The sequence below is a fragment of the Tenacibaculum sp. HL-MS23 genome (assembly GCF_032463465.1).
GTDB classification, from domain to species: Bacteria; Bacteroidota; Bacteroidia; order Flavobacteriales; family Flavobacteriaceae; genus Polaribacter; species Polaribacter bernardetii.
Genome location: NZ_CP135989.1, coordinates 756,246 through 769,923 on the forward strand (window position 1 = coordinate 756,246; position 13,678 = coordinate 769,923).

Annotated in this window: 10 protein-coding genes; 7 read left to right on the plus strand and 3 right to left on the minus strand. The window is 29.8% G+C overall.

All coding sequences use genetic code 11. From position 1 onward, the window contains the following. Positions 1-268 precede the first annotated feature (268 nt). The 7 genes from mnmE (at position 269) to RRF68_RS03495 (ending at position 10,152) form a co-directional block, all read left to right on the plus strand. A complete protein-coding gene (gene mnmE / locus RRF68_RS03465; protein ID WP_315945019.1) occupies positions 269-1,663 on the plus strand; it encodes a tRNA uridine-5-carboxymethylaminomethyl(34) synthesis GTPase MnmE in 1,395 nt (464 codons plus the stop codon). 80 nt (positions 1,664-1,743) lie between these two features. Beyond that, positions 1,744-2,157 carry an HYC_CC_PP family protein gene (locus RRF68_RS03470; protein ID WP_315945020.1) on the plus strand — a complete coding sequence of 138 codons (414 nt, stop codon included), beginning with the start codon at positions 1,744-1,746 and terminating at the stop codon, positions 2,155-2,157. A 108-nt stretch (positions 2,158-2,265) separates the two neighbouring features. Continuing rightward, positions 2,266-6,048, plus strand: coding sequence for an efflux RND transporter permease subunit (locus RRF68_RS03475; protein WP_315945021.1), 3,783 nt, complete (start codon positions 2,266-2,268; stop codon positions 6,046-6,048). A gap of 9 nt (positions 6,049-6,057) precedes the next feature. After that, complete coding sequence (locus tag RRF68_RS03480) at positions 6,058-7,293, plus strand: TolC family protein (RefSeq protein ID WP_315945022.1); 1,236 nt, start codon at positions 6,058-6,060, stop codon at positions 7,291-7,293. A 36-nt stretch (positions 7,294-7,329) separates the two neighbouring features. Further along, a complete protein-coding gene (locus RRF68_RS03485; protein WP_275316269.1) occupies positions 7,330-7,587 on the plus strand; it encodes a heavy metal-binding domain-containing protein in 258 nt (85 codons plus the stop codon). An 86-nt stretch (positions 7,588-7,673) separates the two neighbouring features. Then, complete coding sequence (locus tag RRF68_RS03490) at positions 7,674-8,411, plus strand: heavy-metal-associated domain-containing protein (RefSeq protein WP_315945023.1); 738 nt, start codon at positions 7,674-7,676, stop codon at positions 8,409-8,411. Position 8,412: 1 nt separating this feature from the next. Continuing rightward, complete coding sequence (locus tag RRF68_RS03495) at positions 8,413-10,152, plus strand: efflux RND transporter periplasmic adaptor subunit (protein ID WP_315945024.1); 1,740 nt, start codon at positions 8,413-8,415, stop codon at positions 10,150-10,152. A gap of 659 nt (positions 10,153-10,811) precedes the next feature. Here RRF68_RS03495 and manA read toward each other — a convergent pair. Genes manA through RRF68_RS03510 form a run of 3 tightly spaced genes read right to left on the minus strand, consistent with a single transcriptional unit; the run spans position 10,812 to position 13,675 of the window. Next, entirely contained in the window at positions 10,812-12,041 is a 1,230-nt protein-coding gene (gene manA, locus RRF68_RS03500; protein WP_315945025.1) for a mannose-6-phosphate isomerase, class I, read from the minus strand. Positions 12,042-12,053: 12 nt separating this feature from the next. Next, on the minus strand, positions 12,054-12,464 hold the full coding sequence (locus RRF68_RS03505) for a hypothetical protein (RefSeq protein WP_218772396.1): 411 nt from the start codon (positions 12,462-12,464) through the stop codon (positions 12,054-12,056). Between the two features lie 2 nt (positions 12,465-12,466). Continuing rightward, positions 12,467-13,675 (minus strand): response regulator, encoded by a 1,209-nt coding sequence (locus tag RRF68_RS03510; RefSeq protein WP_218772395.1) that lies wholly within the window; start codon positions 13,673-13,675, stop codon positions 12,467-12,469. Positions 13,676-13,678 lie beyond the last annotated feature (3 nt).

Genomic DNA, 13,678 nt, shown 5'->3' on the forward strand with positions numbered 1-13,678 from the left:
TTATGTATACTACATATAACACAATAAATTGCGCTATTATACATTACTAAGTTTTTAGAGGAAAGAATAAAAAACTATTTAGGGATAGTATTATTCTTAGAGGCTTACCATTTTTATGTTCTTAAAATAGTTGTATCAAAAGTAATGTATATTTTTATTCTTATAAAACTAAAAACCAAAATAGGGGATTTTCCCCTTAGACGTTATAGGAAAAAAAATCCTCTCCAATAAATGATATATTTTAATTGTTAATCGGTAATTTTGTAATATGATTCAAAACGATACAATTATTGCTATGGCAACTCCATCTGGTGTTGGAGCTATTGCTGTTATTAGACTATCAGGAGAAAATGCTATTACTATTGTCGATAGTTTTTTTAAATCTGTAACCAATAAAAAGTCATTATTGAATCAGAAAACACATACCATTCATTTAGGCCACATTGTTAATAATACAACTGTCTTAGATGAAGTTTTAGTCTCTGTTTTTAAAAACCCACGTTCTTATACTGGTGAAAATGTAGTAGAAATTTCGTGCCACGGATCTGTTTTTATTCAGCAAGAAATCATTCAGTTATTTTTAAAAAATGGCTGTAGAATGGCAGATAATGGTGAGTTTACAATGCGTGCTTTCTTAAACGGAAAAATGGATTTATCGCAAGCGGAAGCTGTAGCAGATGTAATTGCATCAAACTCTGCAGCAAGTCATCAAATGGCTATTCAACAAATGCGTGGCGGAATTACCAATGAATTAAAAGAACTACGTGTACAATTATTAGATTTTGCTGCTTTAATAGAACTAGAATTAGATTTTTCTGGTGAAGATGTTGAATTTGCTGATAGAACCAAATTTAAGCAATTAGTTGCTAAAATCACTTTTGTTTTAAAGCGATTAATCGATTCTTTTGCTTTTGGAAATGCTATGAAAAACGGAATTCCCGTAGCAATTATAGGAGAACCAAATGTTGGTAAATCAACTTTACTAAACACACTTTTAAACGAAGAAAAAGCCATTGTATCTGATATTGCTGGTACTACGCGTGATGCTATTGAAGACGAATTAATTATAGACGGTGTTGCTTTTCGTTTTATAGATACTGCAGGAATTAGAGAAACTGAAGATATTGTTGAAAATATAGGAATTAAAAAAGCATACGAAAAAGCAGAAAATGCACAATTAATTATCTTTTTAATCGATTCTAATAAATTTTCTTATTCTAGTGAAGAATTTTTACAAGAAATAGAAACGATACAAAAACGTTTTCCTAACAAACGTTTATTAGTAATTGCTAATAAAATTGACACCTTGTCTTGTCATGATTCTGCTGTTCTAAAATCAGAAATTGAAAACCTAATTTTACTTTCTGCAAAACAAAAAACAGGTATCGATGAATTAAAAGCCGAATTAACTTCTTTAGTTAATACAGGTGCCTTGAGTAATAATGAAACTATTGTTACCAACTCTCGTCATTTCGAAGCTTTAAATAATGCTTTAACCGCTATTACTTCTGTGCAACAAGGAATCGATTTAGAAATTTCTACCGATTTATTTTCTATAGATATTCGTGAATGCTTGCGTCATTTAGGTAACATAACAGGTGAGTATGATGTCGACAAAGATATTTTAGGGCATATATTTGGTAACTTCTGTATCGGGAAATAACAACTATATTTTTTCACTATTTACCTTTACATTTTTATTAATATACTATTTACTAAACGTTTAGTATCTTTGTTATTCATATGAAAAAAATTCTCCATAAAACAATATCTTTTTTAATGGCTTTGGTAGTCTTACTATCTACAATGTCGTTTATTATAGATATGCACTTTTGTGGCGATACTTTAGTCGATACTGCATTATTTCGCAAAGCAAAAACATGCGGAATGAAAATGCAAAAAGCACCTATTAAAGAATGCTCTATTACAAAGAAAAATTGTTGTAACGATAAACAAATTGCTTTTGAAGGTAAAGATAACTTACAAGCATCTTTTAACTCTCTTAGCTTTGAGCAACAGCAATTTATTACTTCTTTTTTATATACATACATTAACCTTTTTAAAGGGTTTAATAATAACATTTCTCCTTTTAAAACATACAAACCACCACTCGTCACAAAAGAGTTATTTAAATTAGACGAGACGTACTTAATTTAATTTTTAAAACAATAAACTGCATTGTCCTATGATTTTATCATTAGGATAATTTCTTGTATTCGGTATTCTTATAAATACCATTATCTAATTGTTTTAAATATTAAGTGTATGCTAAATAAAAGCATTAAGTTTCTAATAGAAAATAAACTCGTAGCAGTATTATTACTAATTCTTTTTATAGGTTGGGGGACTGTAAACGCACCGTTTAATTGGAATATTAGTTTTTTACCAAGTAATCCTGTTGCTGTAGATGCGATTCCTGATATTGGTGAAAATCAACAAATTGTATTTACCAAATGGGATGGTCGATCTCCTCAAGATATTGAAGATCAAATTACCTACCCTTTAACCACTTCCCTACTCGGTATTCCTGGCGTAAAAACCATTCGTAGCTCGTCTATGTTTGGCTTCTCGAGTATCTATATTATTTTTGAAGAAGACATTGAGTTTTACTGGAGCCGCAGTCGAATTTTAGAAAAACTAAATTCACTACCAAATAATTTATTACCAGATGGCGTAAACCCTGCATTAGGACCTGATGCCACAGGACTAGGTCAGATTTATTGGTATACGCTAGAAGGTCGTGATGAAAAAGGTAATGTTACCGGTGGTTGGGATTTACACGAACTTAGAAGTATACAAGATTACTATGTTAAATATGCCTTATCATCTGCAATTGGTGTTTCAGAAGTTGCTTCTATTGGAGGCTATGTTCAGGAATACCAAATTGATGTAAACCCAGAATTAATGCGTCAATACAATATTGGCTTAAATCAAGTTGTAAAAGCTGTTAAAAGTAGCAATCAAGATATTGGCGCACAGACTTTAGAAATCAATAAAGTAGAATATTTAGTTCGCGGTTTAGGATACGTAAAATCCGTTGAAGATATAGAAAATGCAGTGGTAACATCCGAAGAATATACCGCTATTAAAATTAAAGACATTGCTAAAGTCTCTTTAGGTCCAGCAACAAGAAGAGGTTTATTAGATAAAGAAGGTGCAGAAGTTGTTGGAGGTGTTGTAGTAGCTAGATACGGAGCTAATCCGATGGAAGTAATTACCAATGTAAAAGAAAAAATTACAGAACTTAAAGGTGGTTTGCCTACTAAAGTATTGGCAGACGGACGCACCTCTCAATTAACAGTAGTTCCTTTTTACGACCGAACTGAACTTATTGAAGAAACCTTAGATACCCTTAACGAAGCTTTAATATTAGAAATATTGATTACCATTTTAGTAATTATTGTGATGGTTTTTAATTTAAGAGCCTCTTTATTAATTTCTGGATTATTGCCTGTTGCTATTTTAATGGTTTTTATTACCATGAAACTATTTAATGTTGATGCTAATATTGTGGCATTATCAGGTATTGCAATTGCTATTGGAACGATGGTAGATGTCGGCGTCATACTTGCCGAAAATATGATTCGTCATCTCGACGATAAAAAATTATGTCTTCGTAAAGACGGTACAACATATACAATAAACGAAGTAGCTTATAATGCTACATCAGAAGTTTCAGGCGCTATCTTAACTGCTGTTTTAACAACCATTATAAGTTTTGTACCAGTATTTACAATGATTGGTGCCGAAGGAAAACTTTTTAGACCTTTAGCTTTTACAAAAACAATGGCTTTAGCAGCTTCTTTAGTAATTGCTTTGTTTTTGATTCCGCCATTTGCAGCGTATTTATTCAGAAAAACAACACTTAAAAATTCGTTTAAACATATTATAAATGGAGCATTAATTATTGCAGGACTTGTAGTTATTATAAGTGGTAATTGGCTAGGTATTGCTGTAATTGCTTTCGGAGTCATAGGTTTACTTGGTGTTCTAAGAAAATTAGATACAAAAAAAGTTAACCTTACAAACATCATAATTTCTTCGGCTGCTATTGTGTTTCTGCTTGCAGCATATTGGAGACCTTTAGGTTTTAATCGTAGCATTTTAATTAACCTAGTCTTTGTTGCTATTATTTGCTTCGGAATTTTAGGCGTATTTTCTGTTTTAAGAATCTATTACGAACAAATATTAAGGTGGGCTTTAGCTAACAAACTACTTTTTTTAATCATTCCAACAACCGTTCTTATTTCAGGAGCTTGGATAATGAATAATACAGGTAAAGAATTTATGCCTTCTTTAAATGAAGGTTCTTTTTTACTGATGCCTACTTCTTTACCTCATTCTGGTGTAGAAGAAAATAAACGTGTATTGCAACAATTAGACATGGCTGTTGCTACCATTCCAGAAATTAAAACTGTAGTAGGAAAAGCAGGTAGAACAGCATCTGCTTTAGATCCGGCTCCTTTATCGATGTATGAAAACGTGATTCAGTATAAATCAGAATACATGCGAAATGCCAAAGGAAAAAGACAGCGTTATAAAGTAAATAATGATGGTTTTTTTGAATTGAAAGACGGGAAATTAGTTCATAATAAAAATCTAGCTATCAGTTCGATCGCAGTCGAGAAGAAAGCGACAAATATCTCGACTGCACTCAATGTGACAAACGATCAACTTATCGAAGATACTAATGGAGAATACTATCGTAATTGGCGACCAGAAATTAAGAATCCAGATGATATTTGGAATGAAATTGTAAGAGTTACCCAATTACCAGGAGTTACTTCTGCGCCTAAACTACAACCTATAGAAACGCGATTAGTCATGCTACAAACTGGTATGCGAGCACCTATGGGAATTAAAGTAAAAGGACAAGATTTAAAGCAAATTGAAGCTTTTGGCTTGCAGCTAGAAAGTCTTTTAAAACAATCTGAAGGTGTTAAAGTGGAAGCTGTTTTTGCAGATAGAATTGTTGGTAAACCTTATTTATTAATTGATATCAACAGAGAAAAAATAGCGCGTTACGGAATTTCTATTGAAGATGTACAAAGCGTCTTAAAAGTTGCCATTGGTGGTATGGCTTTAACACAAACAGTTGAAGGCAGAGAGCGTTATGCAGTTCGTGTTCGCTACCCTAGAGAGCTACGTGGTAATCCCGAAAATATAAAAGATATTTATATTCCTGTAGAAAAAGGTAATCCGTTTCCTTTAAGCGAATTGGCTACGATTCGTTATGAGCAAGGCCCGCAAGTTATTAAAAGTGAAGATACTTTTTTAGTCGGTTATGTTTTGTTTGATAAAATAGATGGTTTTGCAGAAGTAGCTGTTGTTGAAAATGCACAAGCTCTATTTCAACAAAAAATCGACTCAGGAGAATTAACGGTTCCAAAAGGGATCAGTTATAAATTTACAGGAACTTATGAGAATCAGTTACGGGCAGAGAAAACATTATCTGTGGTGGTTCCATTAGCATTAGCCATTATCTTTTTAATCCTCTATTTTCAGTTTAAATCTGTAACCACATCATTAATGGTGTTTACAGGAATTACCGTTGCTTTTGCAGGTGGTTTTATTATGATTTGGTTATATGGCCAAGATTGGTTTTTTAATTTTAATCTCTTTGGCGAGAATATGCGGGAGCTTTTCAATATGAAAACCATTAATTTAAGTGTGGCTGTTTGGGTAGGTTTTATTGCTTTATTTGGTATTGCTACAGATGATGGTGTGGTGATGGCAACCTATCTAACACAAACTTTTCAGCGTGAGAAACCTGCTGATAAAAAAAGTATTAGAATTGCTGCTTTGCATGCTGCCGAAAAACGTATTCGTCCGTGTTTAATGACTACCGTAACTACCATTTTGGCATTATTACCTGTATTAACATCCACAGGAAAAGGAAGTGATATTATGATACCTATGGCAATTCCTATTTTTGGAGGAATGGTAATTGATGTTACCTCGTATTTTATTGTTCCTGTTTTATATAGCTGGAGAGAAGAACTAAAATTAAAGAGATTAAAGAAAAAAAGAGTTTCTAAAATAGATTAAAAATATACCATGAAAAATATATCCATTATATACAAAACTGTCTTACTTCTTGGTTCTTTTTTCTTTGTTCTAAACACTCAAAGTCAAGAATTAGAAACTTATATCAATAAAGCTTTAGATAATAATCCAGAAATTAGAAAGTTTGAATTGCAATATTCTATTGCTTCCGAAAAAGTAAATGAAGTAAATACAATACCTAATACTGAGTTTGGTGTTGGTTATTTTATAAGTGAGCCAGAAACAAGAACAGGAGCACAACGTTTTAAGATTTCTGCAAAACAAATGTTACCTTGGTTTGGAAGCATTACAGTAAGAGAAAATTATGTAAGTACTTTGGCTGATGTTAAATTTGAAGATATTGTAATAGCTAAAAGAAGACTAATTTCTTCGGTTTCGCAATCCTATTATACTTTATACGCAAATAAGGCAAAACAGTCAATTTTAATTGAAAACATTAAACTGCTTAAAACCTACGAAACATTAGCTTTAACATCTGTTGAAGTTGGTAAAGCATCTGTGGTTGATGTATTGCGATTGCAAATGCGTCAGAATGAAATGCAACAATTATTAGAAATCTTAGATCAACAATTTTTGGCTGAACAAACTAAATTTAATAAACTATTAAATCAGGATAAAGCGATTAAAATTAATGTTATAAATAAATTGAATTTCCCTTCTGAAGATTTTGAAATAGATTCTGATAATTTAGCATTACATCCTGAGTTATTAAAGTATGATAAGTTGTATCAATCTATAGAAAAATCGGAATTACTGAATCAAAAAGAAAGCAGTCCGATGATTGGTTTTGGTTTGGATTATATAAATGTTGAAAAGCGCTCGGAAATGAACTTTAATGATAACGGAAAAGATATTATTATGCCAATGGTTTCTATTTCTATTCCGATTTTCAACAAGAAATACAAATCAAAAAGCAAGCAAAATAAGCTGCAACAACAAGAAGTAGCGACTCAAAAACAAGAACGGTTCAATAGTTTAGAAACAATTTTAGACAAAGCTTTAAAGGATAGAATCTCTGCAAGAATTAGTCATAAAACACAAACTAAAAACTTAAAACAAGCTAAAAATGCTGAAACGATTTTAGTAAGAAGCTACGAAACGGGAACAATTAATTTTAAAGATGTTTTAGACATTCAAGAATTACAATTAAAGTTTCAAATGAATCAAATAACATCTATCAAAAAATATTATTTACAAACTACTATTATTAACTATTTAACCAATTAAAATTCTATTATTTATTAACTATAAAATCAATTTAAAATGAAAACAATAAAAACAATTTTAGGAGTATTCGTATTAGGTATTATGCTAACAACTGTATCTTGTAAAGACGCAAAAAAAGAAACTAAAACTAACGAAACCGAAGAAGTAGCAAAGAAAGGAAAAGAACATACATCTGCGTATGTTTGCCCGATGCATTGTGAAGGTAGCGGAAGCGAAATGGAAGGTGAATGCCCTAAATGCGGAATGGATTACGTAAAAAAAGAAGAACATAATGCTAACGAGCACAAGCATTAATTAATATTATCTCTAGCAACATCGTATTAAACATAATGTTGCTAGATTTTACCTATAGTTTATATTGAATTTTAAAATTAATAAAAATGAAGCACACATATAAAGTATCTAAAATGACTTGTGACGGCTGCAAAGCGTCTGTTGAAAAAAATTTAAGCGCTTTAGAAAAAGTAACATCAGCTGTTGTTAATCTTGAAAAAGGAGAAGTAGATGTTAGTATGAGTAGTCATATAGCTTTAGACGAATTGCAAAAAGCATTGCCTTCTAAATATGCTATTTCTATGAAAGCAGATAAAAAAACCTTAGTTTCTTCTCAACCTTCAAGCTTTACAACTGAAGGAGAAAAAACGAAACTTCAACAACTAAAACCACTGTTACTTATCTTGTTTTATATAACCGTTGCTAGTGTATTATTACATTATAAAAATTGGAGCTGGAGTGAATTTATGCTCGATTTTATGGGTTTATTTTACATTGTATTTAGCTTTTTTAAAATGTTAGATTTAAAAGGATTTCCAGAATCTTTTAAAATGTATGATCCTTTAGCAAAACGCATTCCTATTTATGGATGGATTTATCCTTTTATTGAAACAGCTTTAGGTTTAATGCTCTTGATGCGATTTGAAGTAAACATCGCCTTAATCATTACGCTTGTTGTGCTAGGAATAACAACAATTGGAGTAACAAAAACATTATTAGATAAAAAATCAATACAATGTGCTTGTTTAGGAACCGCTTTAAAGTTGCCGATGACAGAAGCAACATTTATAGAAAATACAATTATGATTGTAATGACTTTATTAATGCTCTTAAATATATTTTAAAATGAAGAAGTATTTAATTTATAGTACAATTTTAGCCTTTGGGTTACTTTTAGGATGGCTGCTTTTTGGCGGTTCCTCTAATGATAAAACCGAACAAAATTCAGAATTAAAGAAAGGCATTAATCAACAGTGGACCTGCTCTATGCATCCACAAATTATGAAGCCTGAAGCTGGCGACTGTCCTATTTGTGGTATGGATTTAATTCCTGCTGAAAAAAGTGCCGAAGGTTTAAATGCTGATGCGTTTAAATTAACTAAAAACGCTATGGCATTGGCAAATATTCAAACATCAGTTGTTGGTAATAATTCTAATGAAGTCGCTACCTATAAGTTAACAGGAAAGATTAGCGAAAATGAAGATGCAAACGTAATACAAGCGAGTTATTTTTCAGGAAGAATAGAACGTTTAAATATTAGCTCAATAGGAGAAGAAGTAAAAAAAGGACAACTATTAGCTACTATTTATTCACCTGAATTATTTGCAGCCCAACAAGAGTTAATAACAGCTTCAACACTAAAAGAATCACAACCTGAATTGTATAAAGCTGTGCGTAATAAATTAAAACTTTGGAAAATTTCTGAAAATCAAATTAATCAAATTGAAACATCGCAAAAAGTAGCAAAGAATCTTCCTATATATGCAAACGCTTCAGGTACTGTGTCTGAAAAACTAGTAGCACAAGGCGACTATGTTAAACAAGGGCAAGCTTTATTAAAAATAACAAACTTAAATACCGTTTGGGCTTTATTTGATGTGTATGAGAATGAAATCTCGTTATTTAAAAAAGGGCAAGATATTACGGTTACCACCAATGCTTATCCAAATAAAAAGAATAAAAATAAAGTAGCTTTTATAGACCCTACATTAAACGCTAGGACAAGAACAGTTAAACTTCGAGTAGTTTTAAATAACAAAAATCGAGAGTTTAAAACAGGAATGTTTGTTGAAGGAAATATTAAGAGTGCAACCTCTAAAAAGAAACAACTTTTAATGATTCCTACATCGGCAGTATTATGGACAGGAGAACGCTCTGTTGCCTATTTAAAAACAAATCCTAATAAACCAATTTTTGAAATGAAAGAAATTACAATTGGTAAACAATTAGGCGAAAAATATGAGGTTATTGACGGACTTGTACATGGTGACGAAATTGTAACCAATGGTACTTTTACTGTTGACGCTTCTGCGCAGTTACAAGGCAAAAAATCGATGATGAATAAAAAAGCTACTGACCATGAAAAGCATCATAAAACAGCACCGTTAAATACCACAAAAAAGGTGCGACTTAAAGTTGCTGTTGAATTTCAAGAACAATTAAAAGTTGTTTTTAATAATTATATCGAACTAAAAGACGCTTTAATTAAAGAGAATGTTACTACTGCTACTGAAGCTACAAAAAAGACGATAGCTAATCTAACCAAGGTTGATATGAAATTATTGAAAACAAACGATACACATTTAAAATGGATGTTTTTTGATAAAGAAATTAAAGCAGCACTTAGTTCAATTTTTAAAGCCGCCGATATAAAAGAACAAAGAAGTCACTTTAACCATTTATCGTTATACTTAATAAGTGCTATTGAAACTTTTGGAATAAACGAGAAAGTCTATAGTCAATTTTGTCCGATGGCAAATAGTGATAAAGGAGCCTATTGGTTAAGTAAGGAAGAAAAAGTACTAAATCCATATTTTGGTGATGCCATGCTTAAATGTGGTAGCGTAAAAAAGGTGATTGAATAATTTACTACTTTTGAAATAAAAATTGTAATAAAAATGCTTACTTTTCTCCCCCCACTACTAATACACCTTTTTTTCAGTATAGCGATAGATCAATAAGTTACAAACTTATAAACTAAATAATAGATGAGTAAAGAATTTAAAACTTTATTACTCCAATATTAATGGCAAGCCAAATAAGATATATTAAAATTATATATTTCATCTGCATATAACCTTAACAAATAAAAAAATGATATTTTTTTATTATTTTGCTTTTATAAAATTGTGAGACTAAGAAGCATAAACTAAATATAAAGTTTATACTTACAGTTTACAAGACAAAAATAATTCAAGGTTGTAATCAGAGCTCTCTTAATAAAATAAGTACTTTATTTATTTTATAATAATCTACTATTTTTAAACGACAAAGTTACAAATCATATTTGTTAATCTAATAAATTGCAAAAGCAGCTAGCTTAAACTAATATCAATAAAACTAAATTAAGTTCTTTTATTTATTTTAAGATAAAGTATTAATATAGTTTTAAACACAAGTTAACACACCCTATTATAAGGAATACACCTATAATTTTACAACAATATTTGTATTAAAAAAAATAGAGGAGAAACATTTTTTTCTTAAAAAACTATGAAATTTCATATTAAGTGAAATTTTGAAACTATTTTTGTTCCGGCACACTTGCTTTGTATATTTCTACCCCTTTAGATGAGATTATTTTATAATTCGTATTTGCTTTTATTAAAATTGATTGTCCTTTATCTATATTTATACGGTTAAGGTTTTGTATTACAGTAGCTGATCCTTCTAAAATTATTAATATTTCTACAGATTTTGATTTTGATTTGTATTTTAAATCTTTTGCTAATTCAATTTTACTTAGTTTAAAATCCTTTGCTTTTGTTCTATAAACTAGTTCATTATTTGCATAGTTTTTAACCCCATATAGAACATTAGGTATTGTCTCTTCAAATTTTGTATTCTTTAAAAGCTCTTCAACATCAATGTACTTGCTTGTTAAACCTCCTCTTAATACATTATCAGAATTAGCCATTAACTCTATGTTTTTCCCTTCTAAATAAGCATGAGGAAGACCTGCGTCTTGAAAAACAGCTTCTCCTTTAGATAAGTTTACAATATTAAAAAAATAAATAGAAAATATTCCTCTATCAATGTTTTTAGAACTTTTATTAACTAATGCTTTTGCTGCCCAATACTCAGGAGATGTTTTTTCTAACTCATTATTTAAAAATTTTGGTAAAATTCTTTCTGCCAATGGTTTTAAAATTGTATTTACACGTTCTTGAGAAAACTCCATAACCATTTTATATAACTCAAAATAATTATTTTCTTTAAAAGTATCTAACAAAAAGTTTAATTCACTTGTTTCTTTTAAATTTCTTATCAATTTACCTCTTTGTAAGAAACCGTGTAACAACCAGAAATCACTTAAAGCTACCATTACTTCTGGCTTATGATTTCTATCTTTATAATTTCTGTTTTTTGCTGTTAAAGCAACACCTCTTTTATTTTCAAGATCAAACCCTATTTCTGCTGCTTTTTTAGTTGGGTGTACTTGTATAGATAGCATTTTATTTACATCTAACACTTTAAATAAATAAGGTAATTTACCGAAAGTATTTGCGACTCTTAATCCTAAAAATTCAATTGGCTTTTGTTTTAAAAAGAAATCTAAAGAAAAATTTCCTCTTTTAGTTCTAATAGTTGAAGGAGCTTTTAAATGCGCTCCTAACCAATACTCAGCATAGGTAGCCATGCTTTTCTTTTTACTAATTAAGTTTGGGATAAACTTTTTTCCACCCCAATCATAATTTTGTACTTTTCCTTCTATTAAAAAAACATTCTTAAAAGTTTGGTCTAGAGTAATCATAACATTTATTTTTTAACAGTTAATTATTTCGTTAATCGAATACACTCTTCTTAGTAATACTCTTTCTTCTTTTTTATTAAATAAATCCTTTTCTGATATATTTAATATTTTATTTATAAAACTGATATTTAACATACTCATTGGTTTTGTATGTATAATTAAACCAATATTATTTATTGTTGATAAAAAACGTACACCTGCCTTTACAGCTAACATTGCTTTTTTCTCTTTTCTCAAAGTTAAAATTGAAATGTCTTTTTTTGAATATTCTTTCAATGCACATAAAAGTTCAATTATTGCTTGATGATTACCATTGTTAATTAATAATATTTTTATTCCTTGATTAATAAATGATTTTAAAAAAGAAGTTTTTAAAATATTAATATCACTTTTATTAAAAATTATGATTATTCCTTTCTTCATATTTATACTTGAGATAAAGATTGATTCAGTTTTATTGATGTCTTTGTAACTGAATTATTCTTATTACTTTTTGTTTTATTATAAAACCATGCTATTTTACCTAATTGCCCTATTATTTTTACTGAATCTTTCATAGATAATTTAGAACCATCAGCATGAATCCATCTTTTTAATGGTTGCTCACATAATATTTCTTTTGCTCTCTTTAATCCAAAATGAAGTGTTATCCTTCTAAAAATTTCTACATCAAATATCCATTGTGTTATAAATTTCTTTCCAAATGAGATTTCAATAATATCTTTCTTAAAAATTTTAGCTCCACACTGTGTATCATTAAAATCCATTGAAAGAATTTTTCTAATAACAAAGTTTATTGTTAAACTTATTATCTTTCTTGCTGATTCTTTTGTAATATTTGCTCCCATCCTACTCATTCTTGAGCCACTTACTATTTTATATTCAGAGTTTTCTATGGTTGAAACTAAATCATCGAAATCTGTTAGGTCTGTAGATAAATCTGCATCTAAAAAACCGATATAATCTAAATCTTCTTGCTTAGCCATATATAACATTCCTTGTCTTACGGCTTCAGCCTTTCCTCCATTCTTTTCACAATTGTATACTGTTATAAAGTCTTCTCTTCCTTTTCTCAGCCTATTTAATACTTCTAAAGTTTTGTCTTTACTTCCGTCGTTTACAAAACATAAATGATACCCTGAATTTTTATCAATAAAATTTGTAAACTCTTTACTTAACAATCTTTTCTCTTCGTTATAACAAGGTATTACTACACCAACACATCTTTGTTGTATAATTACCCTATCATATTTCACAGCTTTATTAGTTGTTTCCGGAACCCCTATTAACCTTTTTACTCTAGCACAAACCTCACTTAAACTTAAAGGTTTTTTCATATAATCATTAATACCTAATTCAAAACCTTCAGTTATTATTTGATCATCAGTATTCCCAGACAAAATCATAATAGGTGTAGAAGATTTTTTCACTTTTCTTACATGTTTTACTACTTCCATTCCAGAAACTAGAGGCATGTTAATATCTACAATTACTAAGTCTGGTTGAAAAGAATTATACAAGGCTATTCCTTTTAACGCATTAGATTCTGTAATAACTTCATACCCTAGTTTTTTTAATCTATTTTCTAAAGGGATTAAAACTAATTTTTGATCATCTATTGCTAATACTTTCATAAT

What these genes read in the sequence shown, in the direction of transcription:
- RRF68_RS03490 (WP_315945023.1), top strand. Translation starts at nt 7,674, where the DNA reads ATGAAGCACACATATAAAGTATCTAAAATGACTTGTGACGGCTGCAAA.
- mnmE (WP_315945019.1), top strand. Translation starts at nt 269, where the DNA reads ATGATTCAAAACGATACAATTATTGCTATGGCAACTCCATCTGGTGTT.
- RRF68_RS03480 (WP_315945022.1), top strand. Translation starts at nt 6,058, where the DNA reads ATGAAAAATATATCCATTATATACAAAACTGTCTTACTTCTTGGTTCT.
- RRF68_RS03470 (WP_315945020.1), top strand. Translation starts at nt 1,744, where the DNA reads ATGAAAAAAATTCTCCATAAAACAATATCTTTTTTAATGGCTTTGGTA.
- manA (WP_315945025.1), bottom strand. Translation starts at nt 12,041, where the DNA reads ATGATTACTCTAGACCAAACTTTTAAGAATGTTTTTTTAATAGAAGGA.
- RRF68_RS03475 (WP_315945021.1), top strand. Translation starts at nt 2,266, where the DNA reads ATGCTAAATAAAAGCATTAAGTTTCTAATAGAAAATAAACTCGTAGCA.
- RRF68_RS03485 (WP_275316269.1), top strand. Translation starts at nt 7,330, where the DNA reads ATGAAAACAATAAAAACAATTTTAGGAGTATTCGTATTAGGTATTATG.
- RRF68_RS03495 (WP_315945024.1), top strand. Translation starts at nt 8,413, where the DNA reads ATGAAGAAGTATTTAATTTATAGTACAATTTTAGCCTTTGGGTTACTT.
- RRF68_RS03510 (WP_218772395.1), bottom strand. Translation starts at nt 13,675, where the DNA reads ATGAAAGTATTAGCAATAGATGATCAAAAATTAGTTTTAATCCCTTTA.
- RRF68_RS03505 (WP_218772396.1), bottom strand. Translation starts at nt 12,464, where the DNA reads ATGAAGAAAGGAATAATCATAATTTTTAATAAAAGTGATATTAATATT.